This is a genomic window from Hungatella effluvii, assembly GCF_003201875.1.
GTDB lineage: Bacteria > Bacillota > Clostridia > Lachnospirales > Lachnospiraceae > Hungatella > Hungatella effluvii.
Map to the genome: position 1 here is coordinate 65890 of NZ_QJKD01000017.1, position 26551 is coordinate 92440.

General features: G+C 50.4%; 22 protein-coding genes. 2 read left to right on the plus strand and 20 right to left on the minus strand.

All coding sequences use genetic code 11. From position 1 onward, the window contains the following. Nucleotides 1-3: 3 nt before the first annotated feature. On the minus strand, nt 4-1773 hold the full coding sequence (argS, locus tag DFR60_RS24535; protein WP_110325245.1) for an arginine--tRNA ligase: 1770 nt from the start codon (nt 1771-1773) through the stop codon (nt 4-6). 277 nt (nt 1774-2050) lie between these two features. Here argS and DFR60_RS24540 point away from each other — a divergent pair, with 277 nt between their 5' ends. Further along, nucleotides 2051-2887, plus strand: coding sequence for a hypothetical protein (locus tag DFR60_RS24540; RefSeq protein ID WP_110325246.1), 837 nt, complete (start codon nt 2051-2053; stop codon nt 2885-2887). Nucleotides 2888-3318: 431 nt separating this feature from the next. Here the strand turns inward: DFR60_RS24540 and DFR60_RS24550 are convergent, their stop codons facing one another. Then, nucleotides 3319-4641 (minus strand): replication-associated recombination protein A, encoded by a 1323-nt coding sequence (locus tag DFR60_RS24550; protein WP_110325315.1) that lies wholly within the window; start codon nt 4639-4641, stop codon nt 3319-3321. Nucleotides 4642-4992: 351 nt separating this feature from the next. On the opposite strand from DFR60_RS24550, the gene DFR60_RS24555 reads away from it, so the two are divergent. Further along, nucleotides 4993-5901, plus strand: a complete 909-nt coding sequence (locus DFR60_RS24555) for a phosphotransferase enzyme family protein (protein ID WP_167437721.1) — start codon at nt 4993-4995, stop codon at nt 5899-5901. Between the two features lie 99 nt (nt 5902-6000). Here the strand turns inward: DFR60_RS24555 and DFR60_RS24560 are convergent, their stop codons facing one another. The 18 genes from DFR60_RS24560 to DFR60_RS24650 form a co-directional block, all read right to left on the minus strand. Further along, a complete protein-coding gene (locus DFR60_RS24560) occupies nt 6001-7191 on the minus strand; it encodes a PspC-like choline-binding domain-containing protein (protein WP_110325249.1) in 1191 nt (396 codons plus the stop codon). Between the two features lie 19 nt (nt 7192-7210). Continuing rightward, nucleotides 7211-12439, minus strand: a complete 5229-nt coding sequence (locus DFR60_RS24565; protein ID WP_110325250.1) for a fibronectin type III domain-containing protein — start codon at nt 12437-12439, stop codon at nt 7211-7213. A 570-nt stretch (nt 12440-13009) separates the two neighbouring features. After that, nucleotides 13010-13567, minus strand: a complete 558-nt coding sequence (efp, locus tag DFR60_RS24575; RefSeq protein WP_002603599.1) for an elongation factor P — start codon at nt 13565-13567, stop codon at nt 13010-13012. Between the two features lie 106 nt (nt 13568-13673). After that, nucleotides 13674-14108 (minus strand): type II 3-dehydroquinate dehydratase, encoded by a 435-nt coding sequence (gene aroQ, locus DFR60_RS24580; protein ID WP_110325252.1) that lies wholly within the window; start codon nt 14106-14108, stop codon nt 13674-13676. Next, nucleotides 14105-14617 carry a shikimate kinase gene (locus DFR60_RS24585; RefSeq protein WP_110325253.1) on the minus strand — a complete coding sequence of 171 codons (513 nt, stop codon included), beginning with the start codon at nt 14615-14617 and terminating at the stop codon, nt 14105-14107. Before DFR60_RS24585 ends, aroQ begins: the two co-directional genes overlap by 4 nt. After that, nucleotides 14614-15486 (minus strand): shikimate dehydrogenase, encoded by an 873-nt coding sequence (aroE, locus tag DFR60_RS24590; RefSeq protein WP_110325254.1) that lies wholly within the window; start codon nt 15484-15486, stop codon nt 14614-14616. The genes DFR60_RS24585 and aroE overlap by 4 nt, the downstream gene beginning before the upstream one ends. After that, nucleotides 15467-15994, minus strand: coding sequence for a YqeG family HAD IIIA-type phosphatase (locus DFR60_RS24595; protein WP_002603595.1), 528 nt, complete (start codon nt 15992-15994; stop codon nt 15467-15469). The genes aroE and DFR60_RS24595 overlap by 20 nt, the downstream gene beginning before the upstream one ends. Nucleotides 15995-16002: 8 nt before the next feature. After that, nucleotides 16003-16455, minus strand: a complete 453-nt coding sequence (gene nrdR / locus DFR60_RS24600; protein ID WP_002603594.1) for a transcriptional regulator NrdR — start codon at nt 16453-16455, stop codon at nt 16003-16005. Nucleotides 16456-16639: 184 nt separating this feature from the next. Next, nucleotides 16640-16900, minus strand: a complete 261-nt coding sequence (locus tag DFR60_RS24605) for a PRC-barrel domain-containing protein (RefSeq protein ID WP_002603593.1) — start codon at nt 16898-16900, stop codon at nt 16640-16642. Between the two features lie 63 nt (nt 16901-16963). Next, nucleotides 16964-17797 (minus strand): DUF975 family protein, encoded by an 834-nt coding sequence (locus DFR60_RS24610; protein WP_110325255.1) that lies wholly within the window; start codon nt 17795-17797, stop codon nt 16964-16966. Then, complete coding sequence (locus DFR60_RS24615; protein WP_110325257.1) at nt 17797-18618, minus strand: DUF4190 domain-containing protein; 822 nt, start codon at nt 18616-18618, stop codon at nt 17797-17799. The genes DFR60_RS24610 and DFR60_RS24615 overlap by 1 nt, the downstream gene beginning before the upstream one ends. A 186-nt stretch (nt 18619-18804) precedes the next feature. Then, the gene (gene deoC, locus DFR60_RS24620) at nt 18805-19473 is read right to left on the minus strand and encodes a deoxyribose-phosphate aldolase (RefSeq protein WP_110325258.1); all 669 of its coding nucleotides are present in this window, start codon (nt 19471-19473) and stop codon (nt 18805-18807) included. 13 nt (nt 19474-19486) lie between these two features. Beyond that, nucleotides 19487-20314 (minus strand): purine-nucleoside phosphorylase, encoded by an 828-nt coding sequence (locus DFR60_RS24625; RefSeq protein ID WP_002603589.1) that lies wholly within the window; start codon nt 20312-20314, stop codon nt 19487-19489. 22 nt (nt 20315-20336) lie between these two features. After that, nucleotides 20337-21827: a sulfatase gene (locus DFR60_RS24630; protein ID WP_110325260.1), complete on the minus strand. Its 1491-nt coding sequence runs from the start codon at nt 21825-21827 to the stop codon at nt 20337-20339. Nucleotides 21828-21856: 29 nt separating this feature from the next. Next, nucleotides 21857-22723: an ABC transporter permease gene (locus tag DFR60_RS24635; protein WP_110325262.1), complete on the minus strand. Its 867-nt coding sequence runs from the start codon at nt 22721-22723 to the stop codon at nt 21857-21859. Then, on the minus strand, nt 22720-23790 hold the full coding sequence (locus DFR60_RS24640) for an ABC transporter permease (protein ID WP_002603586.1): 1071 nt from the start codon (nt 23788-23790) through the stop codon (nt 22720-22722). Before DFR60_RS24640 ends, DFR60_RS24635 begins: the two co-directional genes overlap by 4 nt. Then, nucleotides 23787-25301 carry an ABC transporter ATP-binding protein gene (locus tag DFR60_RS24645; RefSeq protein WP_110325264.1) on the minus strand — a complete coding sequence of 505 codons (1515 nt, stop codon included), beginning with the start codon at nt 25299-25301 and terminating at the stop codon, nt 23787-23789. Before DFR60_RS24645 ends, DFR60_RS24640 begins: the two co-directional genes overlap by 4 nt. 26 nt (nt 25302-25327) lie before the next feature. Continuing rightward, a complete protein-coding gene (locus tag DFR60_RS24650) occupies nt 25328-26449 on the minus strand; it encodes a BMP family lipoprotein (protein ID WP_110325267.1) in 1122 nt (373 codons plus the stop codon). Nucleotides 26450-26551: the final 102 nt, after the last annotated feature.

Sequence of the window (26551 nt, forward strand, 5' to 3'; positions counted from 1 at the left end):
ACATTACATACGTTCCGGAGCCTCAATTCCAAGCAGATCGATACAGGCGGTAAGGACATCCTTCGCCAGACTGATCAGACTGAGCCAGGAAGCACGCTGTTTTTCGTTTTCCTCGGCAATGATCTTCGTGTCGTGATAGAACCGGTTGAACGCGTTAGCCAGTTCATATACGTACTGGCAGATCTTATGGGGAGCCAGTTCCAGAAAACTGGTCTCGATCACCTCATTATATTTCGAAAGCTGAAGCATCAAATCTTTTTCCACACCGGAGGCGGCCGGAAGGATATCTCCCGTGCACACGCTCTGCACTTCCAGCTCGGAAGCCTTAGCAAGGATGGACTTGATACGCACAATCGTATACAGGATATAGGGACCTGTGTTTCCCTCAAAGGAGACGAAACGGTCCATATCGAAAATGTAATCCTTGGAAGCCTGATTCGATAAGTCGCCGTACTTGAGAGCCGCCATACCGACGATCTTCGAGGTCTTTAACGCCTCTTCCTCGGACACGGAGCGGTTCTCCATGATCTTATCGTAAGCCGCTGTGTCAATATCGGAAATCAGTGTCTCCAGACGCATCACGCCGCCGTCTCTTGTCTTAAACGGCTTGCCGTCCTTTCCATTCATGGTGCCGAAGCCTAAATGGGACATCTTCCGCTCTTCCGGTACGAATCCGGCCTTCTTGGCCACGCGGAATACCTGGGTAAAATGAAGCTCCTGACGCTTGTCTGTTATATAAATATACCAGTCCGGGCAGTATTCCTTCTCACGCTCCAGAATAGTTCCCAGATCTGAGGTAGAATAGAGGGCCGCGCCGTCGGATTTGCGGATGATGCAGGGCGGGAGTTCCTTGGAATCGCCTGGCTCGGCGATATCGACCACCAGCGCTCCCTGGCTTTCATACGCCAGCTTCCTGTCTTCCAGTTCCTTAATCAGACCCGGAATATAGTCCTGCGCGTCGCTCTCTCCCTTCCATAAATCGAAGGTTACATTTAAGCTGCCGTAATTCTTCTTTAAATCCGTTACGGAAACATCGATAATGTGATTCCAGATCGCACGGTACGGTGCGTAGCCGTTCTGCAGCTTCAGTGTCGCCTCATGGGCTCGCGCGCTGAATTCCTCGTCTGTCTTAGACTTTGCGCTGGCCGCCGGATAGATCTCTTCCAGCTCGCCGATGGTAAACGGAGCCTCCTTCGGATACTCTCCGGTATAGTTCTGATCAAAATAGGCAAGCTCCGGCTTTCTGTCGCGGAGTTCCTCAATGATCAGGCCCATCTGAAGCCCCCAGTCTCCCAGATGAACGTCGCCGATCACCTTATGTCCCAGGAAACGTCCCATCCGCTTAATGCTCTCACCGATCACAGCAGAACGGAGATGGCCCACGTGCAGCGGCTTTGCCACATTGGCTCCGCCGTAATCCACAATGATCGTGAGAGGCGTTTTGGCCTTTTCACAGCCGCAGTGGTCTCCCTCTCTCATGTTGTTCATGTAGGTTGCCAGATATCCGGCTTCCAGTTTTATATTAATGAAACCCGGCATCACGGCATTTACTTCTGAAAACATATCGCCGCCAGCCAGCTTCTCCACAACTTCGTTCGCAATGTCGATCGGTTTCTTCTTATATGCCTTCGCGGCTGCCATGGCACCATTACACTGGTACTCACAGAGGTCCGGCCGGTTGGACAGTGTAACCTTCGCAAAGCTCTCATCGTAACCACAGGCTGCGAATGCCTCTTTTACCTCTGATGTGATTAAATCAAGAATCTTTTTCATCGGTTCCTGTTCTCCTTTTTGAATATTCTTCCTGTTTCTCTTTTTCCTATGCATTCCCATTTCACTAATTTCAAGATACTTCCAGGCTAAAAGTTAATTATATTACAACCAGGTTGAAAAATCAACATTTTTTCCAGATCTCCTGAAATCCAAAAACACACCGGGCTGCAGTTCACAGCAGAAAACGAATACAGAAAGTTTTTTTCGAAAAAGCTAAACATTTTCACCGCCTGTACGATAAGGATAGTAACGGACATCAAAGATCGGAGGAAATGGAATGAGAGTAAATCTGAATTTCAACCTGCATAAAAATACGCTTATCAATACCGCACGGGTAAATGCATCATTCGCCAAATACCAGTCAGGGCAGGATAGCAAAAGCGGGGGCATACTGGGAAACCGTCCGAAAAACGACCGTTTCACCCTCTCCCCTCAGGGTAAATTAATAAACATGATTGAGAATCTGACCAAGCAGAAACAGGCGCTTGTGGATCAAAGAAACAGTCTGGTGGAAACGACCTTAGGCGACGGCGGAAAGATGGAGGACATCAAGGATCAGCTCAAATCGTACAAGAAGCAGATCGAAGCCATTGATAAACAGATCTCTAACGCCTACACCCAGCAGGCCAAACAGTGCATAGAGCCGGAAGACAAAAAGAGTTCTGACAAAACAGACAAGAGTAAAACCGACGATCAGCTGACGACTGAACACCTTACGACTCTGGCCGCTGTCTCCCAGGATCTCTGCCATGCGGAAAAGATTTCCGCAGTTCAGAGCCACATAGAGGGTGAAGCCAGAATCAAAGAATCGGAAATTGATCTTGGAGCGGCTCACGTCGACGCCTTAGTGAGCAAGGGACTCGACGGCGACACGGTAGGCGCCCTCATAGAAAATGAGATGGACTCCATCGGACGTTCCGAGCAGGAAGCCGGACAGCTGCATGACAAAGCATCGGAGCTGGCGCTTCGTCAGGGAGAACAACTCCGGAAATCCCGGGAGGAATTAGAGCAGACGGATGACGCCCAAACGAAAGGGGCAGCGGCACCGGAAGGCACGGAAGGGCCGATGGTTGATCAGGGGAAAGATGGGAATGACGAGAGGGATGGGGAGTAGAGCCTGAACCTGCATTTGTATATGGCACTATGACAGAAACGGCCGATAAAAATTATTTTATGGCCGTTTTTGTCATGCTGTTTCGTTTATTAGTAATTGGGCTCCAGATCGCTGAACAGACAAGGAAAGATTGTTGTCTCCTCACAGGATTTGAGATCGGTTTATACATCCATCATCCGGCGGTGAACCGTCCTGCCGTCCGGCAGGCTTATATAAATCTCCAGATCCAGTCTTCGGTTGGGAAGGGCATCCAATAACACTCCGTCGTCACCCAGGATCGGCTGATTCTTATATAATAAAACCGTATAAGGAACACTTGGATAATCTTCGGCGGTCCATCTTTTTACATGGTTATTTGGAAATGTTGAATTAATATCATGGTAGAATAACTGATCTGTCTCTGCTCTTGCTTTATTATTTACTGCCTGCTCTTACACCCCATGCGCCTCTCTCCACGCCTTCACTTCCTCCAGCCGCTTCTTCGCCGCCTTCTCATTCCCCTCTTCCGTGGGAACATAATACGTTCTGTCTTTCAGAGAGTCAGGCATACACTGCATGGCGGCGATCTTGTCCTCTGTCTGGTGGGCGTACTGATAGCCTTCTCCGTAATGCAGCTCCTTCATCAGTCCCGTAGGCGCGTTGCGGATCACGAGGGGAACCGGCTCTGCCAGTGTATGCAGGGCGTCCTCCTTGCAGTGTTCATAGCCTGCGTAGGCGGAATTAGATTTTGGCGCCATGGATAAGTAGATCACCGTGTGCGCCAAATTGACGTTGCACTCAGGCATTCCGTTAAAATGACAGGCCTGATAGGCAGAGACCGCCAGCGTAAGCGCCTGACTGTCCGCCATGCCGATATCCTCGCTGGCAAAACGGATCAGCCGCCTTGCCACATAGAGCGGATCTTCTCCGGCCTCCAGCATGCGGGCGAGCCAGTAAAGCGCCGCGTCCGGATCACTGTTTCTCATGGATTTATGAAGGGCGGAAATCAGGTTGTAGTGCTCTTCGCCATTTTTATCGTACAGGAGGGACTTACGGCTGATGCACTGCTCCAGCACCTCGGCTGTCACCGTGGTTTCCTCCGCGCTGATCTCCCCGTTTAAGACTGCCATCTCCAGCGTATTGAGTGCCGTTCTCGCGTCACCATTGGCAAACTGAGCTATCATCCGGAGCATGTCCTCCGTAATCCCGATTCTCTGATCCCCCAGTCCGAGAGGACTCGTCAAGGCATGGTGCAGAAGCTTTACCAGGTCATCGGTCTGGAGTGCCTGGAGTACGAAAACCTTGCATCTCGAAAGAAGAGCCGCGTTAATCTCAAACGAGGGATTCTCCGTCGTTGCTCCGATCAGGATGATACTCCCCTTTTCCACATAGGGAAGAAATGCATCCTGCTGGGCCTTATTAAAACGGTGGATCTCGTCCACAAATACGAGCGTGCGCAGACCTATATGACGGTCCCGCTCCGCCTGGGCCATCACTTCCTTTATTTCCTTGATTCCGCTTGTGACAGCGGAAAAGTCCACGAAGGAAGCCCTGGTCCGGTTGGCAATAATTCTGGCCAGAGTAGTCTTTCCTACTCCCGGCGGTCCCCAGAATATCATGGAACACACCATGTCCTGATCAATGATCCGGCGCAGCACCTTCCCCTCGCCCAGGAGGTGCTTCTGGCCTACAAACTCTTCCAGCCCACTTGGTCTCAACCTGCTTGCCAGCGGCCCCACGGCAGCCCGGTCGTCAAAAAGCGATAATTGTTCCATCATATCTCAACCACCTTTTTCATTCGATCCATTTATTCCCGCGAGCAGCGAGCCGGACGGACATGCTGGCATGTCCATCCGGCGACTGCCGCGAGGTATTCGACTTAGCTTCTATTTTACCATGGCCTGAATAAAATATCAAACTCCATACCAGGCAAACTTATACTTATTTGTGTATAAACAAACAGGGGAGTCCGAAGGAGGCCGTGATCATTTTCCTGGCAGAATAGTGAATGAGCAGCCTCCCGACTTCTTTATATGGTATACTGGCATCATAGCACCGCAGTGCAAACAAGATACTTTATTTACCGGATTATCGCCGGAGAACGAAAACGGTTAGAGGAGGAGAAAATGAAACTATCTGCATTGATCGGACACTGGGGTCTGGAATCCGGGGAAATCCGGCAGATCCAGGACTGCGTATGGGAAGTCTCAGGAACATATATTATAAAGGCATATGAAAGGCTTGGTGATTTGGAGCGGAATGTACAGATTATGAAGGTGCTGCGCTCCATGGGCATACCGGCGGCTGAAGTGATTTCCACCAGCGAGGGCACAGATTACTTATACAGCGATGAGCGATGTTATATGGTGACAAGGAAGCTTCCCGGAGCACCAGAAAAGGATATCAAAGAGTTGAAAAATCTTGCCTGGCAGATGGGTGACATAATCGGCAGACTTCATCTGGCCTTCCAAAAATGTGAGGATAAGCTGGAGTTCTGGGACAACAGCCTGTTAAGCGAGATGAGGGGCTGGGTAAAGGATGAACTGAACAAAAATGGCTGGATGGTAATTGCACAGTCTGATTATGAGTCCACGGTTTCCAGCCTGGAACGCGTGTATGACAGGCTTCCATTTCAGCTGATTCACAGAGATGTCCATTTTGGAAACTTCCTTTTCCAGGAAGGGGAATTTACCGGTTACATCGATTTCGACTTAAGCCAGAAAAATATCAGGGTTTTTGATCTCTGCTATTTCCTGATGGGACTGCTGGCAATGGAGGAAGGTCACCGCCCCGGCAAAAATGAATGGCTTCAGATAATCGCTGAAACGGTAGCCGGATATGAGAGCCAGATTACACTGACAGCCGTGGAAAAGGAGGCATTTCCCTGGGTAATGGAAAATATCGAGCTTCTCTTCGCCGCCTGGTCCACCGGAATTTCCGACATACGGTGCGCGGAGGATGCGGTAAAGCTGTTTCATTTTGTGCAGGAAAATGAAACAGCGATAACGGAGGCGCTCAAAATTGTAAGTGTTTAATACCAGAAGAGGGACTGTTTTAAGAATACTCCTAAAACAGTCCCTCGCTCTTTTTATTCTGTTATTCCATATATTCTGTTATTCCATAATTTCTGCTGTTCAATCGACCCTGACACCATTTTTATCGACTCTGCCGCCGTCCGGTGTCACTGTATCTGCCAGCATATGGCCGGATTCATCCAGGTAATACCACTTTCCGTCTGTCTGAACCCAGCCGGTCTTCATCGCTCCGGATTCTCCCATATAATACCAATAGCCTTTTTCCTGAACCCAGCCGGTCTTCATCGCTCCGGACGGGTTGAAATAGAACCAGTGGTCTCCTGTATTGACCCATCCGGTCTTCATTGCCCCTGACGGGCTGCAGAAATACCAGACATTGTTTAAATGAATCCAACCGGTAATCATCCGGCCGTCAGCACCGATCCAGTACCACTCTCCGCCGACTTTGATCCACTCGCTCTGCGCATAGGTACCGTCCTCCTTTTCGAAGTTCCAGATTCCGTCCTTTGCCTTCCAGCTTCCGCTCGTTTCTTCCGGATCATTCCAGACGCTGTTTGATGAATCTTCCCGATCTGACTTTTCTTCCGGTACATTGCCCTCCGGCGTCTCGTCTGGTGTCGTCCCATCCGGCGTCTCGTCTGGTGTCGTCCCATCCGGCGTCTCGTCCGGTGTCGTTCCATCCGGCGTCTCATCCGGTGTCGTTTCGTCCGGCGTCTCATCCGGTGTCGTTTCGTCCGGCGTCTCGTCATCTGCCGTATCCCGCTTAACCGTATAATCGTCCTGGCTTCCGAACACAGTGAGCGTTCTTTCCGTAAACGTTTCATCGGCTACTTTGCAGCCTTCCGTCTCAACCGAAAACGTCACATCACTGTCCGCGGTTACCACAATCGTTCCGAGATTTAGCGCTGTACCCTTTTTCAGGATATCATCCGCTGTACCCGATACGTAGATCGTAAATGTTCCGTTATCCCGGTTATAGCGATACGACTGCACCGTAATATCGGAATTATTTTTTATGGCGCTGTCGAACTTAAAATCTATGCTCTCTATCCCATCCGAATCATCGGAGGCAACTCCGAGCTGAACCTGAAAGGTTCCCGCTTTCTGCACATCCTCCCGTGCAGAAAGCATGATACTCACTTTTACCTCATGATCATTGGTTCCCTTTTCCCATGTGACAAACCGGTATTCCTCCGCCGGTGTTGTCATAATACGGCCAAACGCTGCAAGCAGGATCAGGATTCCCAGCAGGCCAATTATTACTTTCTTATTCATAAGTCGCTGCAACATATTTTCTCCTCCTGTACGTTCAGTCCTGTGCTTTTATCTCGATCTCCGGCAGCGTCTCCGGCACATCGACAAACAGAGTGTTGCTGACAAGACGTTCTCCCTTGTTGTCATGTGCGTTGTCTACCCGGTAGAGCTCCGCTCTCACACGTTTAGGAAGAGCGGCATTTTTAAGGTTTTTGGGTTCAATGTAATAGATCCACGTTCCGCTGCTGGTCTCACCCAGCTCTCCGTGCTTTGGCACTTCCGCAAAGATCATCTGTGCTGCCAGTATATTTCCTTCTGCATCGGTACCGCCTACAATCTTTCCCTGCTCATCATACAGCAGGACCACATTGTACGCCGGATTCCCTTTATACGTTCCTGTGAACAGGAGGGAGCCCGCCGGAATAACGGCCTCGCCGCTCTCTCCATTTCCCGCATGGTAATCCTCATTTAAAAGGCCAATCGAATCCGTTTGACCAAAGTCGATATCGTCTCCGGTCTGTCCCAGCAGATCAATCTCCGAAATGGAAATATCGGTTCCCTTCTGATCCACCGCCGTAATCCTTACGTATGAAGTATCATAGGCATACAGCCATGTGTCGTTATCCTTGTTAAAGTAGACGGTCTGACTGCCGCTTGCCAGCTGTCCCTGCGCTACGGCAAAGGTTCCGGCCTTGACCTGGGTCCAGGAACCATCTGCGCCGGTATCGCTGATCTCCACTTTAAAATTGCCGATCGGACTTCCGGCCGCGTTATCCGCCTTACTCAGCTTATACGTGAAACCGGTGATGGTCTCTTCTCTGTTTAAGTGAATGGTGACAGAGGCCGCAGGTACTTTTCCGTTACTTCCAGCTACCGTCTTTCCTGTATAGGTGGTTTCTGCATCGTTGTCGATGACCTTTCCGATGGCCTCCATGGTTACCACATCCGGATTTATCTCCTCATCCACTTTGTCCTCTGCCGAGACCATGTTTGTGGTCACGGTCCAGTCTGACTTATCAATCACACCGCCGTGGGAGACTTTAACCGGCTCCAGTACCACCGGTTTCGTGGCATTTAAGTACTTGTCGTAGCCTACCACTTCGTAGGTGAAAACTCTGTTGTTAATAGTAGAGATAGAATCGACAAATTCTGTCTGGTCCGCGGTCACAAAGCCGACCGGTTTCTTCTCTACATGGCTCTTGATAGTTTCGGAACGGTAGATTTCGTATCCCAGCATTGCCTCCGGCTGCTTCGACTGGCTTCCGAGATGAATTGTCACCTCGTTGGAATTCGGCCTGTAGCTTAAGTCTGCCTCGACCGTGGCGCTGGCTGCGACAGAACCATTTTTGCCGTTTTCCAGCACGTAAGCCCTTGCCTCATCGTTTACAAACCAGATCGCTCTTGTCTCTTTCTCAAACTGCTCCGCGTACTTTCTTGTGTTCTCATCCGGCACCATACCCCAGCGTTCGAAAAACTCCAGAATATTCTTTTCAGCCGCCGCACAAGCCAGACGCATGAGCTTGTTGTCCACATCTCCGCTTACACTTAACGCCACGTTGCCCGGCTTCGGCGCCGATCCCGGATTTCTTACGTAGGAATCTACTCTGGCAAAGAACAGATTGTTGAACTGTTCCTTATACGTATCGTACGTTTTATAGTTATAACCGCCCATATCGTATGCAAGATGAAGCTGCCAGTATAATCCCAGCTGTGTAAATACATTGGAGGACCGCCCCGTTACGCCCGACGTCACCTTCTTATAAACCTCCGGATACTGGAACCGCACGCTGTCATTGGTATCACGGGCCTGCGCCAGCACAGAGAAGTAGTTATTGGTGATTTCGGCTATGGCATATGCGCCTTCATTGATTTCATGGCCAATCTCATGAGCGATGCCCCAGCCAAAGTAATGGCCGCTTTCGTATTTGCCTTCCGGCGTTGTCTTCATCGGAACGGACTTGGTAAGGCCCGGTACGGACCCCCACTCGATTCCGATATGCAGTCCGCCTGCATACATAAATGCGCCTGCAAACATCCTCTGGTAGCGCAGATTCAGCCGGCTGACCGGCAGTTTATTTTTTACATCGGCATCGGGATCGCTGCTCAGTCCCTTGTGCTGGTAGAAGAGATTTACCATCTCATCGGCCGCCGTCAGCGCCTGATACAGCTGCTCCGCCTTTTCCTCCGTAGTTCCGCCTGATAATCCGGCGAGTATCTGCTGGGAGGAAACGGAATACATCATATATCTCGTTACGATATCCGTGGCGCCCAGAATACAGTTTTTCCGCGCAGCGCTCCAGTCTCCGTCATGCGCTTTTTTATGGTTCTCATGGTCTGCCTCCAGCTCCGCTGTGCTGGCCTCCAGATCTTCCACATACTTCGTCACTAGGGCTCTCTTCGCATTGGAATCGGAGGCTCTCGTTATATCCAGCGTTGGAATGTGATTTCCTCCGCTGACTCTCACACTGTAGGTCTCCTTATCCTGCCCGCCAGTATATTCGATGTAAAGCTGTCCGCCCTGCTCCACGTCGAGGGCAGTGATCTGGGGTATGGTTATCTCATTGATTCCCACTTTCAGCATGCCGATCGTGTTCGACCATGCGCTGGATTCCCCGTGATACTGAGTCGCTATAAGGCGCAGGTTCGTGCTGTCTCCAGTCTTCCTGGACGGGCTGCCCACATAGACCAGCACCGTGTCTCCGGCCATGGCTGTAATGCCAAGCGGCTGCCAGGCGTTTAATCCGCCTTTAAAAGTAATATTGCCGTCCGCATTTTTCGTTACATGATTGTCTATGGTAAGAATTCCAGCCAGAGCCTCATCCGTTAAAAGCTGTTCTGCCGTATCCAGTTCTCTCTCCAGAATCTCTTTCTTCGGATGGAATTCCCCGCTTACCTCATCCTTCTCATCCAGACGCGCCCTCAGGCTGCTAATAAGCTCCTGAGTCACCCCTTCCTTCAAAGAAATGTGCATATCGTCTGCAAACAGATCGTATACCTCATGCTCAATCGGATCGTAGTGATAGAATTTCATCTCCGCAATGCTGATTCTGTTGGAAGAACCATATCCTGCCGTCAGTCTGACCTGAATCCGGTCTGTCGTTACCGGCTGTTTCGTCTGGAACTCATAATATACTTTTCCGTTAGAGCTGGTTTTTCTGCTTAAGGTGCCTGCTGCCTGCACCTGTGTGCTGCTTCCCTCCGGCCAGTAGAAGAAGGTCGCATCGGTATATGCAAACTTCTGAGCCGGGTCCGGGATAAGGACCACGGTGTCCATCGTATAGCTGTCGTCGAGGGTCACCGTTGGCGATTTCGATTCTCCCGGGTAAACGCAGCCCGCATCCCAGTCGTTGCGCACCCACGCAGATACCATATCGTTGTCCGCAATTGCAAACTCACTGTCTGCATTTCCGCCGTGGTTGTTTACCGCCTTGATATGTTTGGTTCCGCCATTCTCCCCTGCCACATTGATCAGTTTGTAGTTTGGCGTTATGGGGGCATTGACGCTCTCGGTCGTTCCGCTGTAGTGCATGGAAGGCGCACTTTCCCCAATTTTGTTCGTACCGGTCAGATAGATATCGTACTTTGTTTCATCCTTTAGACTCTGGATTATCTGGCTGGTATTTTCAATGTTGTCGATTCTGGTGTATTTACCGTCGGTATCATCGTATTCCCGGTAAAACAGAGAATACATATCCGTATCCTTCATCTTTTTCCAGGACACATCGAGGCTGCGGTAACCGCCCTTTACCGTAATTCCCTCCGGCGGATCAGGCCGTTTGGAGGCTACCGGCGTCACCTTCACAGCCGTGCTGTAACCACTTTTCCACGCCCCGTTTACAGACTGCACCCGTACGGTATACTCTTCTCCATTGATCAGGTCCTCATTGCTTATTGACTTTACGCTTAAACGGTTGTCTGATACCGGCAGAACCACCGTCTTGACTCCGCTTTTTACCTTGCCGGTAATTTCGGCCTCATAGCCGGTTACGTTTACCGCACGCTTCCAGGTTAAATCAAAGGATTCGCTGCCTGCCACAGCCTTTAAGTCCTCCGGGATGTTCATCTCCGGCTCCGGAATTCTGCTCTCCATATCATTTAAGAATTCCACCTTGGATATCTCGACCAGAGTGGCCTCCTTTTCTAATGCAGCCGTCACCTTGATCGTCACCTTCTTGATCGCCACCTTCTTGCCCAAATCGATGACAATGGTCTTACCAGCGGCGGAATCCTCAGGCGCGCTTCTAAAGGCCGCGCGCATCCTTGTCCCTGTCTGTCTTTCCGCCACGCCGTTCTCAATCCTGAATACGACAGGCTTCTCTTCGCCTTCCAATTCGACCGTGACCCAGCCGTCTTTGATGGTGTTTCCGGAACCTGTAACCGGCTGGATTGTAAATCCTTCCGCCTTTAAGCTCTGTCCCAGGTCTGCGGTGATCTCAATTGGCGTTTCCGGTGTGATCGCCGTCTCCGCTGTAAGCGTCAACGCCTCGCTGTCATTTCCAGCAAACACTTCCTTCAGCGTCTCCTCGGAGAACGCCGCATTGCTGGATGATGCAACAACAGCAGCGGTATCCACCAGGGCCTGCCTCGTTACAGTCGCCTTTGTATTGCTCTTATTTTTATAGAAGATGGTAAAATACTGAAGGTCTACAAGATCTATCTGTCCGTCTCCATTAAAATCGAACCTGGAATCTGCGAAATTACCGTCTGCTTCATCAATGGCGTCAATGAAAGCCTCCATGTCCTCGCTGTCGATCGTTCCATCACCATTCACATCACCCATCCGGATTACACCGGGCATTTTATCCCCGGCATAGCCATATTTCTCCGGGTAGTCGTTTAAAAGCAGAATCGACGCCCGTTCACCGTTAATTGAAATATTTTTCTGTATGTAGTCCTCATAACCGCCATTTACCGCCTTCACCTGAAGCTGATACTTCCCCTTCGGAAGGTCTGTAAATGTGTAACTGCCGGAGGAATAGACCCCGGCCGAATCCACGGCCTCATACTGCACCGAACCCTGATCGGTCAGTTCCTCGTCCTTTGTCAGAAACAATTCCCACTCCGCGGCCTTCTGCACAGGAAGGACTCCACGAATTTCTACCTTTAATTCCCCGTTCTTACTGTCGCTGTCACTCTCTTTCCAGGCATCAGAAGGACTCGCCGATACGCTGTTCGACGGTGACGCCACTCCCCTCTGCCCGAAATCAGCAAAGCTGGTCATCAGACTTGCCGGTCCCTGTACGACCAGGCACAATGCAAGCAGACATGCGGCTGCTCTCTTCATACGTGTTTTTCCTCCTCTGTGTTTCACTTTTGATATCCCGTTCTGTTTTCTCTTATCTGCGATATCATTCTCTGTTTTTTCTTTTATTTTCCATTGAAGTTACATTTTAACATTTTTATCGAATTTTATCAACATTTCTGTAACTTCGTTTTAAAAATATTTTTATTACCTGTTTTAAACGTACTTTAAATCAAATAAAATGTACCGTTTCAGCCTGCCAGGACTCTTCTTCCGGTCCGGTTGGCTCAAACGGTACGCTTTTTCTTGCTTATTTGCCTGTTTCTTTTATTTCAATCCACATTCTGAGTCCAAATTGCAAAATCCAGAATGACATAGCAGCTATGCTGCCATTTTATCCGCTTGTCCGAATTGTTTTAACCTCATGTTAATAGGGGATATCTGCCCGCCACTGCCGCTAATCTTCCCCCTCTTTGTCAATGTTTGAACGGTTACCAATGCTTCGTCAATACAAAAAAGACGGTAAAAGAGGGTAGTAAATGCTGGCCTCCAGGCCAACATTTACCACACTCTTTTACCGTCTTTTGCTTTAGTCTGCGGCGTATCCTGTTCTTATACTCTGGATAAATACTCCCCAGTACGTGTATCAATCTTAATCTTATCGCCCTGATCCACAAACAGCGGAACGTAAACGACTGCTCCGGTCTCTACGGTAGCCGGCTTTGTAGCGCCCTGTGCCGTATCACCCTTGAAGCCTGGCTCTGTATCAGTGATCTCCAGCTCTACGAATAACGGAGGCTCAACAGAGAACACCTTTCCATTGTAAGAACAAACCTTTAAAATGTCGTTCTCCTTCACGAACTTTAATGCGTCTCCGATTACTTCCGGGCTCAGTGCGATCTGCTCGTAAGTGTTCGTATCCATAAAGTTATGAAGATCGCCATCCGCATATAAATACTGCATGTCCACACGGTCAATTCTGGCCGCCGGGAACTTCTCTGTAGGACGGAAAGTACGCTCTACTACACCGCCGTTCACTACGTCTTTAATTTTAGTTCTGACAAATGCAGCACCCTTACCAGGTTTTACATGCTGGAACTCCATAATCTGATAAACATTACCATCAATCTCTAATGTGATACCGTTTCTAAAATCACCCGCTGATATCATAAATGATATTCCTCCTTGAAATTCTCTTAATCCTTTTTATTCTATACTATAATAATACCTTTTTCAACTATTTTTTTCAATTTCTGTATACACGCCGTTATTCACGTTACAGTTGACAGCCTGTCAAATAGTCCATGGCAAGGGCATAACCCTTCAGTCCCAGCCCCAGAACCTGGCCGTCGCAGACAGGCGCTGTAACAGAAGTATGCCTGAATTCTTCCCTTTTATGCACGTTGGAAATATGTACCTCCACCTTCGGAATCTCCACCGAGGAAAGGGCGTCTCTCAACGCGTAGCTGTAATGGGTAAACGCGCCCGGATTGATGATAATACCTTCCGTTCCGTTATAATATGCTTCCTGGATCTTATCGATTAAGCCGCCCTCATAGTTACTCTGGTAAATATCCAGTTCATGTCCTTCTCTCTCCGCCTTCTCTTTCATCATGCGGACAAGATATCCGTAATCCTCAGTACCGTATACACCTTTTTCCCTGATTCCAAGAAAATTTAAATTCGGTCCGTTTAAAAGAAGCAGCTTCATTCAAATCCCATCCTTTCTTCCAGCTCCGTCACAATCTCATCGACACTCCGTCCATTCACATCCACGATCAGTCCGGCGGCCTCCCGGTATATGGGACCGCGGGCCGCGATCAGCTCTTCCACACGCCGCGTCACGTCTCCGCCCTGAAGCAGCGGCCTTGTCGTATCTCCCTTCAGCCGCTTCAGCACGGTATCCGGATTCACCTCCAGATAGATCACGGTCCCGAGCTGTTTCAGCAGCCTTCTATTCTCTTCCCGCAGGGGAAGCCCGCCTCCGACGGAAATGACCTTTTCCTGTGTATCGGAAAGAAGCGTCTGGAGAACCGCCGTCTCCGTCCTCCGAAACTCGTCCTCGCCCTTCTGCGCAAATATCTCCGATATCGTCATGCCGGCCCGCTCTTCGATCAGCCAGTCCGTATCCACCATAGGGAGACCGTGCTTCTCCCCGTACCGTTCTCCGACCGTCGTCTTACCGGCCCCCATGAAGCCGATCAAAATCACGTTCTTCATCGCGACGCCTCCAGTTCTTCCCGCATCAGCACTCTCGCACCGTCGATCATCTCGCTGGTAAATACGGTCTCCGGATTCCACAGCTCGTAGGCGATAACGCCCTGGTAAATCAGCATATCGAGCCCTCCAACGGCCTTGCCGCCGGCTGCCCGGACGTATTTCATAAATTTCGTCTCCATCGGCGTATACACAATGTCTACCGCCGTATCGATCTTTTTATAGAATTCCGCATCCTCCACCGGGGCGTGATCCACGTGCGGATGCATCCCTACGCTGGTGGTCTGAACCGCCAGGCAGGAGCTGCACTCCAGCTTTCCGTAATCGTCCAGGGCCATGGGAAGCATGACTCTGCGGCCGAACCGCTCATTGACGATCTCAGAAAGGGCCTCCGCCTTTTCCAAACTCCGGTTCAGAACATAAATCACAGATGCGCCTTCCTTCGCCAGCACGCAGGCTGCCGCCCTGGCCGCGCCGCCCGCTCCGAACAGGATGCAGGTGCGGTCCCGGATTTCGATTCCCGCCTCTGTCATGGCTCGTTTCAGTCCTGCCGCGTCCGTGTTATAGCCCTTGTAGCCGCCGTCTGTCCGCACCAGCGTGTTGACGGCACCGATGGCTTTTGCGTCCTCGTCGATATCCACCAGGTATTTCATGACCTCCTGCTTGTGAGGAACCGTAACATTCATGCCGGTAAAATTAAGGGCGTAGGCTCCTTTTACCGCTTCCTCCACACGTCCCGGCTCCACCTTAAGCGGTACATAGACGAGATCTGTTCCTGTCTTTTCCGAGTAATAATTATGCATGAGCGGTGACATGGAGTGCTCCACCGGATACGCCATGACTCCGCATACTTTACTTTTTCCGCTTATCATACTGTCTCCTCTTTTTGTCCCTGCGATAAAAAAATAAGATAAGTGCCTCCGGATACCGTTTTAATACGATCTGAATCTCTTCCTTCGGATTGATCGGCTTCACCAGAAAGCTCCTGATTCCCGTCCGTTTGGCCCCGTAAACGTCGGTAAACAGCTGATCTCCCACGAATATCGTGCTGTTTAAGCTCGTCCCCATGAGCTCCATCGCCTTCTTATAATTCTTCACGCCCGGCTTTCCGCCCTTATAGATATAGTTAGAGCCGCCGACAGCTTCTGCAAAAGCTGCCACCCGCGGCTCTTTGTTATTGGAAAGCAGGCAGGTGTCCATGCCAAGCGCCCGCAGATGAGAAAACAGGTTCTTCGCTCTCTCATCCGCCGGCGCGTCATGGGGCACCAGGGTGTTGTCTACATCAAAGATTACACCTCTGATTCCCTTTTTATAAAGGGCGTCATACGGAATGTCATACGCAGAGGCCACGTCTTCATCCGGATAAAATCTGTTAAACATACCCATTCCTACTTTTTCAATAATTTTCCGATCTCTTCCATGAACGTATTCACGTCCTTGAACTCACGATATACGGAGGCAAAACGGACATAGGCCACCTCATCGACCTCCTGCAGCTTTTTCATAACAAGCTCTCCGATCGCGGAGCTGGAGACTTCCTTCTCTTCCATATTGAATATCTGTGTCTCAATCTCGTCCACCATGGAATCAATCTGCTGGGAAGAAACAGGACGCTTGTGGCAGGAATGAAGGATTCCTTTTTCCAGCTTGGAACGTTCATAGACTTCTCTGGACTCGTCCTTCTTAATAACCATCAGCGGCAGAGTCTCCAGTTTCTCATACGTTGTAAATCTCTTTCCGCATTTCTCACACTGCCTGCGGCGTCTGATGGAGCTGTTGTCATCCGCCGGTCTTGAATCAATGACCTTTGTATCTGCTTCATTACAAAATGGACATTTCACGTCGCTATCCTCCTGTTGGGCGATTTCTCTTTCCTTCTTTTCAGAAATGAGAAATCCCACTGTTTTTTGTGCAGGGCCCAAAACCGCGAAAAAAAATACACATTTTTTCGCGGCTCCGGATCCGTTACTTTTTAATTATGTATATCATACCCCACAATCCGTAGATTCGCAAGCACATATTACACTATATCTTGCATTTTTCCTCAGCTTTTTCCAGATCTACTTTCACCAGGATAATATCTCTCCCCACCTGACAGATGTCACAGAAGGGAATGATGTACTCTTTTTCTCTGACCAGAAATCCACAGAAGCAGCCCGGCCCGGGAACGATAATCGCCAGAAGACAGCCCGTATCCATATCAAAATCCACGTCGCCCACATAACCAAGGCGTTTACAGTCGCAGATGTTAATCACTTCTTTTTGTTTAAGATCTGAAATGCGCATAGCCTGCACCTTCTATATTCCTTAGTGTATTCTATGCGCATTTCCTATGTGTGATACAAATTATTACTCCGGTACATTTCCGTAAAGGCCGTCACAGCTTCTGCCGTCATAAACCGATTCCTCGTAATCATATGCTTCTTCCCGGCGAGGTCCATCGCTCATATCGAGATAGAAGTGAATCATGGTCGTCTCTATATACGGTAAAATCCATAAAAACCCGATTCCAAACGATCCGAACCCCAGCAAATACATCCCGATCAGGCTGATTCCCAGATAAAACAGGCGGCCCTTGTTCCCTTTCATGAGCGCCGCGCTCTCCCGGAAGCAGCTGATCACCGTCCGCTCGGGGTCTTCCATCAGAAGGTAAACCGCCATTTTAAAATGCAGGCTATACACGACGATTCCGACTATCTGAAGCAGATACATCAGAAACTGAAGCGCTGCCAGTATGGGGATATAACCCGTAATACGGGCGGAAACACTTACCACAAAATATGGGATTCCAATGATCATACCAAATACCAGGTTGATAAAGTATACGCCTAAAAATCTTTGAGGCCTGTGAGTAAAGGCAAACAACATATCTCCCAGTGAATACGGCTGGCCTGTACACATATGGTAGAACATCCTTCGTATTCCGACCATTATGAGGTAAACCAAAAGGATTGCGATGAAATAAATCACCATCTCGATTGCCAGTGAGCGCATCCAGCCTCCCCGGTTGAAGCCGGGTTCGCCGATCCAGGAAAGTGTGCTGACTGCAGATATACCGATAAAAATCATAATAACGACGATCAGAAGGACATACACAATCAGCATGGCGCCCACGGCTGTTCCATAGTTGCCTGACAGCGTAAGCTTCGCACGTTTTTTCAGTTCCGTTGATGTTGTCTTCATTAAAAAGCACCTCCTGACAGAAGGGATGAACTCATCATTCCAAATAGAAATATCATTGCCATGGCCGCCAGAAACAGCGCGATAATCGAGGTAATGAGACCTGCCTTCGCATATCCCTCCATCGTATCTCCCATTTTGGACAACAGCGCAAACAGGATTCCCAGGCTGCCAAAAATCACCCCGCCGTAACAGCAGCAGGATGTGACGATCCCGATGATCCCCATGATCAGGGAAGCCAACGCCATGCTGCTCTGCTTTTGAGGCTGTGTATACGCAGGATTAGCCGCCTGCCGGTATTCGTCCCGGTAATAGCTGTTCTGGGGGGTGGGCTGCTGGTAGTTGGGCTGCTGGTAGTTGTTTTGCTGACGGTTGTCCTGCTGCCAGTTGTCCTGCTGCCAGTCGCCCCTCTCACGGTTGTCCTGCTGCCAGTTATCGTTCTGCCTGTATTCTTCTCTGCCCCAGCTCTCATACTGTCTGCTTCCGGTATCCGGATATCCATTCAACTCATGGAAATCCGATCCCGTTCCGCTGTTCTGCGTGTCGTAACAGTCAGCTGCGTCTTCTGCTGCTGGTTCTTCTGCATTCGCCAGTTCTTTCTCTGCATTTGCCGGACCCTCTTCTGCAGTTACCCGACTCTCTTCTGCAGTTGCCGGACTCTCTTCTGCATTTACCGGACTCTCTTCTATATTAGCCGGTCCTTCCTCTGTATTCACCGGTCTTTCTCCCGCGCCGGCCAGCCCTTCCGCTGGTGTCAGCCCTTCCTCCACCGGTTCCCTTCTGGAATCAGGACCATCATATCCATACAGCCTGTCTTCTTCCATATCCTGCCTCCCATTCTGTCTGTTTGTAAATCTGTATATATTTACCTATTATACAGCACGAACGAGTATCTGTAAAATTAAGTTTTTCTTGCACTCGTCTATCCGTACATGAAAAACCAGGCGTTTAAAACGCCTGGTCGTTTTTTTCTGCTCCTATATGAGTCCCTGTTATCAGGCTGATGCCTTTTAATAGGAATCGCTCTCCACATGCTCCTGCTTGGCCAGCTTCACGATCCGGCTGGTTCCAAGCCGGTCTGCTCCCAATGCCAGAAACTTTTCTGCATCCGCTTCGCTTCCAATTCCTCCTGCTGCCTTAATCTTCACGCCAGCGTCCACATGGGCTTTAAACAATGCGATATCCCCGAAGGTCGCACCCGCTTTTGAAAATCCGGTGGAGGTCTTGATAAAATCGGCTCCGGATTCCGATATGATCCGGCACATGGTAATCTTTTCATCCTCTGTCAGCAGACAGGTTTCTATGATTACCTTTAAAATCCGTCTCTTACACGCCGCCTTCACAGCCTGAATCTCGGACTTCACGGTCTCATAATCGCCATCCTTTAACGCACCGATTGAAATCACCATATCAATCTCATCCGCTCCGTTCCTTACCGCATCCTCCGTCTCAAACACCTTCACTTCCGCTGTCTGGTATCCGTTGGGAAACCCGATAACCGTGCAGACCTTCATACGGTCTCCCACATACTCCTTTGCCCGTTTCACATAGGAAGGCGGAATACAGACGGATGCGGTCCGGTACTCCACTGCATCGTCACAAATCTGTTTTACCTCTGCCCATGTTGCTGTCTGTGTCAGCAGGGTATGATCCACCGCGCTTAAAATTTTCTGATCCATCCGTTCTTCCTTTCTATCCGATCACTTCCTCCAGAATCGTATCCAGCAGCTCCACAAACGTTTTCTTCACTCTCGCTGCGGTCTCCACCACTTCCTTATGATTCAGCGGCTGTTCCAGAATTCCGGCACCAAAGTTGGTAATGCAGGAGATTCCAATCACCGGAATCCCGCAGTGTGCGCAGACGATCGCTTCCGGCACAGTTGACATTCCGACCGCGTCGGCGCCTAGGATTCCGGCCAGCCGAACCTCGGCCGGAGTTTCATAGCATGGCCCTGAAAACATCATATAGACGCCTTCCTCCAGCTTAATGCCCTTCTTCGCAGCAGCGCTCCGCAGACGAGTCCGCAGTTCCGCCGCATATACCCGGGTCATATCGGGAAAGCGCGGTCCGTCGTCTTCCCAGTTCGCTCCCATCAGCGGATTTCCGCCCGAATAATTGATGTGATCCCGAATCATCATCAGTGTACCCGGATCAAAATTCCGGTTTACGCCCCCTGCGGCATTGGTCAGCACCATGTACTGAACCCCCAGCCGCTTCATAATTCGCACCGGAAGCGTTATCATTCTCTGGCTGTAGCCTTCATAATAGTGGACTCTGCCCTGCATCGCAATGACGTTCTTTCCTTTGCAGGTTCCCAGCACAAACTGTCCTGCATGCCCCGCCACCGTGGAGACCGGAAAATCCGGAATCTCCCCGTACGGTATCACCACCGGATTCTCAATCTGCTCCGCGTAGTCACCCAGGCCGCTTCCAAGAATCAGGCCGATCTCAGGCACAAAATCTGTCTTTCCCCTAATAATCCCAATACTATTTTCGATGATCTCTCTTTCATTTAACATATCTGTATCCCCAATCCTTCTTTTAGACCCACTGCTCCAATCCGAGTCTTACATACTGCTCGTCCGGCGCGTCATTTTCCTTCATCATACGCACCATGTTCCGGAGCATCCGCTCCTCAGTCGCCTTGTCCTCCAGCGGATGCTCCTGGCCCGGATCTATCTCCGTATCATAAAGTAAAGTTCCGTATTCCATCAGTGATCTCGGCGGAAATCCCAGCGTACGGATACCGTAGCCACCCTTTATTCTCAGCATGGGACAGCCCTTTGTAAAGGAAAATCCCTCGTGGAGAACCGCCGTTTTCAGTTCCTCCACCGTGATTGCTCCCGGATAGCTGGTCGGTTCCACCACATAGTTAAAGAGCTCCTGTTCCTTATCCGGCATCGGACATCTCATATACACGTATCTGCCGTCTGTGATATTTACATGAATTCCATGCTGGCCAAAGAGCGCATAATCTCTGATCTTCTTATCGCTCTCAATCGTCTCACGGAGCGGACGTCCCTCCATATCCGCCGGAATTGAAAGCCCGAAATACTCCAATAAGGTTGGGGCAAGATCGATAGTCTGTACCAGCGCCTGACGGCGTTCCCCGCAGACTCCGGTTCTCGGATCCCAGATGAAAAGCGGCGTATGCGCCAGCTCATTATAATACGGCATCATCATCTTTCCCCACCAGTTATGCTGGCTCAGCATGAAGCCATGATCCGTATTGACAATCAGCATGGTGTCTTTCCACAGGTCATACTCGTCCATCATATCCAGCACCTTTCCCAGATACGTATCACACATGGTCACAAGCGCCCGGTACTCATTGATACAGTGCTCCACCTGTTCCGGTGTCTCCACCACTTCATGGTATCCCGGCCAGTCAAACATCACGCCCTGGTATCCGTCTTTATACGGCTCTTTGTAGCTTTCCGGTGTAAAATACGGTTCATGGGGATCGTAATTCTCCAGCTGAAGGTACCAGTTGTCGGCTCCGTGATTATCCCGGATAAAATCAAGCCCGTTGGAGAAATTCTGGGCAATCGACTGATTGGCCTCATCCTGCATGTAATAACGGTTGATGTACTCCTGCCTTCCGCAGAAGTCCTTTCTTCCGCCCAGGTGCTCCGGAACCTCCCATTCCACTCTGCCCTTCCAGGGGTCCCCCTCCTGTCCTCTGACAAACTCATAGGAATTGTACTTATTTACATAGTTTCCGCCGCCCTCTTCCCAGTAATGCCAGTGATCCGTAGTCAGATGGGTATAAATTCCGTTTGCCTTTAAAATACCCGGCATGGAATCGTCGTAAGGCTCCAGCGGTCCCCAGCTTCTGTGCAGGAAATTGTAGCGTCCCGTATGGATCTCTCTTCTCGCCGGCATACACGGAAGGCTGCCTGCGTAGCAGTTGTCAAAGGTTACGCTTCTTTCTGCCAGCCGTTTAAAATTCGGCGCTATCACGTCATCACAGCCATAGGGAGGCAGCATATGACGGTTCAGGGAATCGAACATTACCATTATCGCTTTCATATTTTTATCCTCTTTCTTCCTCATAGTATTTATTCATCATCATGCTTTCCGACACCGGCAGGCGGTGTGATATGGCGGACACCGAAGGCGAGCACGAACAGCGTCACCACGTAAGGAATCATCGCCATAATCTGCGGCGGAACTCCGTACCCCTGAAAATTGATCTGTACCGCGTCGGAAAAACCGAATATCAGGGCGCAGAACAGGACCATGACCGGGTTGTACTTTGCGAGGATCATGATTGCCACCGCAATATAACCGCGTCCGGCCGACATATCCCGCACATACATATCCAGGTGGTCGATGGAAAGGTATGCGCCCCCCAATCCGGCCAGTACGCCGCAGGCAATGACTCCGATATACTTGATCTTATGTACCGCCAGCCCCACGCTGACCGCAGCCTTCGGGTTTTCCCCCACCATGCGCAGCCTTAAGCCAAACCGTGTTTTAAACAGAACCACATACTCTGCGATTACGGCAAAAAGCATAATATAGGTGATTGGAGATGCGAACACACCGGCGTTAATGGAGGCCACCTGCGGAGACGATCCCTTGTTGTCCCATAAGAGCTGCATCAACAGTGTGGTTGCCGCTACCGACAGGAGGTTGAGCCCGATTCCGCTGATTACCTGATTAACCTTATACCGTACACAGAGAACGGCGTGGGCCAGACCAAACAGCGCTCCGCCCGCCATACCGGTCAGGAGACCCGCAAAGACATTTCCCGTATAATAGGAGCCGAGAACTCCGCAGAACGCCCCCATGGTCATCATACTTTCCAGTCCCAGCGCCATGACGCCGCTTCTGACGGAAAGGACTCCGCCCAGGGCCGCCAGCACCAGCGGAACGGACATGCTGAGGGTAGATGTAACGATTGACATGAACTGATTCATCATTTCTTTCCCCCCTTACTGCCATTTTTGATTCTTAGAATTTCCTTAACGAGAAGCGGCGCTGCCACAAGCAGAATAATGAACGCCTGAATGACATCGATAAATTCTGTCGGTATTCCGGTCGTACGGTTTAAGACCATACAGCCGGCTCTCAGTGCACCGAAGATGATTCCGGAAAGGATGACGCCCAGGGGACTGTCTGCCGCCAGAGCCGCTACCGCGATTCCGTCGAAGCCGTAGCCCGAGGAGAAATCCGCAATCAGCCGGTGATCCACGCCCAGCACATGAGTTCCTCCCAGAAGACCGGCAATGGAGCCGCTGAGCACCATGGCGATGATCATAATTTTCCCGATCTTGATTCCTGCGGTCTCGGAAGCCTTCAGATTCAGCCCGACACACTTGATTTCATAACCAACCACAGTCCGTTCAAACAGAAGCTTAATCAGGACGCAGAGAACCACTGCGATGATAATCGCCGCCGTAAGCTGTGTCTTATCCACCAGCTTCGGAATCCACACCGATTCGGAAAATCTGGCCGTCTGCGCCATGCTCTTTCCCGCTTCCTTTAACGGATAGTTCACCACATATGCCACAAAATTCTGTGCTATGGTATTTAACATAACGGTCGCTATCACCTCGTTGGAGCCAAACTTTACCTTCATAAAGCCCACCAGGCCAGCATACAGTCCGCCGAAGATGATTCCGCCCAGAAGTGACAGCGGGATCCAGATCACACCAGGCAGATTGACCGGCATCAGGGCGATCAGGCTGGTACCAAGGGCGCCCATGTAAAGCTGCCCTTCAATTCCTAAGTTGATCAGATTCGCTTTCTTTGCAACCGTGTAAGCAAGTCCTGCAAAGATTAAGGGAGTCGCCTGCACCAGCGTCTGGCAGATGGCCTTCCTGCCAATAAACGCCCCCTTTAAAATGGACCCGTACGCCTCAAACGGATTGTATCCACAGACCAGCATGGCGATTCCGCCCAGAACCAGGGCCAGAACCAGAGCCACCGCAGACATATTTTTATTCAGAAATTCTTTTTTATCGAACTGCAATCCTGCTGCCTTCACGCTCTCTGTCCCCCCTTCCCCACTGCGCCTGTCATCAGAAGTCCCAGCTGCATATCGTCAAAATCCGCCGGTTCCCCTTCCGCCACGATCTCGCCGTCGTACATGACCATCAGCCTGTCACTTAAATTCTTCACCTCATCTAAGTCGGCAGAAATCAAAAGGATGGCCTTCCCCTCGTCTCTCAGCTTCAGCAGCCGGTCGTGTATGTATTCAATCGCACCGATATCCACGCCGCGGGTCGGCTGTGCGACGATAATAATATCCGGATTTTCACTGAACACCCTTGCGATAATCACCTTCTGCTGATTTCCTCCGGAAAGGGCACTGCATTTCACCACGGAATTGGGCGATTTGATCAGGAACTCCTTTAAAAGCCCCTCGGAAAAGCTTCTGATCTTCTTTCTGTCCAGAATTCCCCTGTTCTGAAACTGGTCCTGATATCCCAGTATCAGGTTGTCCAGAATCGATAGCTCCAGGATCAGCCCCCTGGTCATGCGGTCCTCCGGGATATGGCCGATCTTTTTCCGGATAAAATCTTTCGGCTTGCCGGAGATCTTCTCCCCGTCCTTTTCCATGTCCAGAATGTCAGGATTACGAATCCCTGTCAGACATTCGATCAGCTCCGTCTGCCCGTTTCCTTCGATTCCCGCAATACCCAGAATCTCTCCCCTTTTCAGTTCAAAGCCCACATGATTTAGTACGGTTCTTCCCTTTTCCTTCAGCGTAATATCCCGCACCGTGAGCCTGGTATCCCCGACGCACTCACTTTTCCTTCGAATTCCCAGCTCCACCTCTCGGCCAACCATCATCTGGGCCAGGCTGTCAGGAGTCGCTCCTATGGTGGAGACACCCGACTCGATCATCCTGCCATCTCTCAGCACGCTGATGCTGTCAGCAATCTCCAGTGTCTCCTTCAGCTTATGGGTGATAATAATTATGCTGGTTCCGGCCGCTTTTAACCTTCTTAAAATATGAAACAACTCCTCGACCTCCTGCGGAGTCAGAACCGCAGTGGGCTCATCCAGGATGAAAATCTTCGCGTTCCTGTAGATGGCCTTTAATATCTCCACCTTCTGCTGTTCCCCCACGGAGAGCTCCTTCACGATCTGAGATGCGGATATGTGGAAACCATACCGCTCGATCATCTCCTGAACTTCCTTTTCGGCCGCCGCCTTATCAAACAGAATTCCATTTACCGGCTCCTGTCCGACTACGATATTCTCCGTGACGCTCAAGACCGGAGTCAGCATAAAATGCTGGTGCACCATACCGATTCCAAGATCAATCGCCTGCTTCGGCGTCCTTAAGTTTACCTTTTTCCCCTCCACCAGGATTTCTCCCTCATCCGCTTTGCAGATTCCGTAAAGGATCTTCATGAGCGTCGATTTCCCAGCCCCGTTCTCTCCGAGAAGAGAGAGGATTTCTCCCTTTTTCAGGGAAAAATCCACATGATCGAGCGCTAAAACCAGAGGATACTGTTTCGTAATATTTTTCATTTCAACTACAACCATCAGCCGTCTCCTCCAATCGTTTCCGACTACTTCGTATACTGGTTTTCAGCCACCCAGGCGTTAAGCTCATCTGCCGTCTTACATGGCACCAGCTCTCCAGCCACCATTTTTTCCCTGATATCCTTCAGTGCCGCCTGAATCTCCTCTGGAATGGCTACATTGGAGCCTTCCGTGTCACATCCTACGACGCCCTCCCGGATGCCGCTCATATGGAGGCCCGGCTCCCAGGTTCCGTCGATCACCTTTTTCACTTCATTATAGACCATGTTTTCCACGCTTCTGACGGAAGAGGCTACGATATAGTCCGGGTCCTCCGCATTCTGATTCGATCCGACGCCGAACGCGTAGCGTCCCGCTTCCTTTGCAGCGCCAAACACGCCCAGACCGGATGCTCCGGCGATACACTGGATAAAGTCAGCACCCTTGTTGTACATGGAAAGGCCGATCTCTTTGCCTTTTCCAGGATCGTTAAACGCTCCCACAACGCCTTCCAGCACTTCCACATCCGGATTCACATACTTTGCTCCCGCTGTGAACCCAACGATGCCCTCTCTTAAATTAGGCTGGTCCGCACCGATGATGACTCCAATGACGTTATCTGCATTCGCCTTGTCCATACTGCTCTTCGTCCCCATGCCCGCGATAACACCAGCGAGGAAGGTCTGCTCACACCACTCTGTCTGAAGCGTGCTCACACCGGTAATCTCTTCCGTTCCATCGACCAGTGCGATCCTCTGATCCGGGAATTCTTCCGCGATCTCTTTTACTGCCTCCTGCTGGTCGGAACCGACAGCAATCAGCAGATCGTATTCTTCCGTCTCTGAGAACTGCCTTCCCAGAGGAACGAAATCACTGATGGCATTGGGCTCCACATAGTCGAACTCGATCCCTAAGTCCTCCTGCGCCTTCATGATTCCGGCATATGCCATATCATTGAAGTTCTTATCGCCAAGTCCTCCGGTACCGAAGATCACGCCGATTTTTGCAGTCTCCTTACCGGTGCCTCCCTGTGTCCCGGCTGCTTCCGTGCCTCCCTGTGCTCCGGCGGCCTCCGGGCTCCCCTTCGTGTCTGCCGTCTTTCCGGCGCATCCTGTCATGGATACCGCCATTATCACTGCCATAGCTGCTGCTGCGATCCTCTTTTTCATTGCTCTTCTCCTTCATTTTTCAAGATTTTCATCTGTATTTCATGTATATATTGTACTAATTTCCATTTAAAACATAAATAAAAGCTGTGTACTTTGTCATGA

Excerpts from the sequence above, each read along its gene's own strand:
- DFR60_RS24540 (WP_110325246.1), top strand. The coding sequence starts at position 2,051 with ATGAGAGTAAATCTGAATTTCAACCTGCATAAAAATACGCTTATCAAT.
- DFR60_RS24550 (WP_110325315.1), bottom strand. The coding sequence starts at position 4,641 with ATGGAACAATTATCGCTTTTTGACGACCGGGCTGCCGTGGGGCCGCTG.
- aroQ (WP_110325252.1), bottom strand. The coding sequence starts at position 14,108 with ATGAAGCTGCTTCTTTTAAACGGACCGAATTTAAATTTTCTTGGAATC.
- DFR60_RS24605 (WP_002603593.1), bottom strand. The coding sequence starts at position 16,900 with ATGCGCATTTCAGATCTTAAACAAAAAGAAGTGATTAACATCTGCGAC.
- DFR60_RS24625 (WP_002603589.1), bottom strand. The coding sequence starts at position 20,314 with ATGTTAAATGAAAGAGAGATCATCGAAAATAGTATTGGGATTATTAGG.
- DFR60_RS24595 (WP_002603595.1), bottom strand. The coding sequence starts at position 15,994 with ATGTTTAACAGATTTTATCCGGATGAAGACGTGGCCTCTGCGTATGAC.
- DFR60_RS24615 (WP_110325257.1), bottom strand. The coding sequence starts at position 18,618 with ATGGAAGAAGACAGGCTGTATGGATATGATGGTCCTGATTCCAGAAGG.
- efp (WP_002603599.1), bottom strand. The coding sequence starts at position 13,567 with ATGATATCAGCGGGTGATTTTAGAAACGGTATCACATTAGAGATTGAT.
- DFR60_RS24635 (WP_110325262.1), bottom strand. The coding sequence starts at position 22,723 with ATGATGAATCAGTTCATGTCAATCGTTACATCTACCCTCAGCATGTCC.
- DFR60_RS24610 (WP_110325255.1), bottom strand. The coding sequence starts at position 17,797 with ATGAAGACAACATCAACGGAACTGAAAAAACGTGCGAAGCTTACGCTG.
- DFR60_RS24650 (WP_110325267.1), bottom strand. The coding sequence starts at position 26,449 with ATGAAAAAGAGGATCGCAGCAGCAGCTATGGCAGTGATAATGGCGGTA.
- DFR60_RS24585 (WP_110325253.1), bottom strand. The coding sequence starts at position 14,617 with ATGAAGAACGTGATTTTGATCGGCTTCATGGGGGCCGGTAAGACGACG.
- aroE (WP_110325254.1), bottom strand. The coding sequence starts at position 15,486 with ATGATAAGCGGAAAAAGTAAAGTATGCGGAGTCATGGCGTATCCGGTG.
- DFR60_RS24555 (WP_167437721.1), top strand. The coding sequence starts at position 4,993 with ATGAAACTATCTGCATTGATCGGACACTGGGGTCTGGAATCCGGGGAA.
- DFR60_RS24565 (WP_110325250.1), bottom strand. The coding sequence starts at position 12,439 with ATGAAGAGAGCAGCCGCATGTCTGCTTGCATTGTGCCTGGTCGTACAG.
- argS (WP_110325245.1), bottom strand. The coding sequence starts at position 1,773 with ATGAAAAAGATTCTTGATTTAATCACATCAGAGGTAAAAGAGGCATTC.
- DFR60_RS24560 (WP_110325249.1), bottom strand. The coding sequence starts at position 7,191 with ATGTTGCAGCGACTTATGAATAAGAAAGTAATAATTGGCCTGCTGGGA.
- deoC (WP_110325258.1), bottom strand. The coding sequence starts at position 19,473 with ATGGATCAGAAAATTTTAAGCGCGGTGGATCATACCCTGCTGACACAG.
- DFR60_RS24645 (WP_110325264.1), bottom strand. The coding sequence starts at position 25,301 with ATGGTTGTAGTTGAAATGAAAAATATTACGAAACAGTATCCTCTGGTT.
- DFR60_RS24630 (WP_110325260.1), bottom strand. The coding sequence starts at position 21,827 with ATGAAAGCGATAATGGTAATGTTCGATTCCCTGAACCGTCATATGCTG.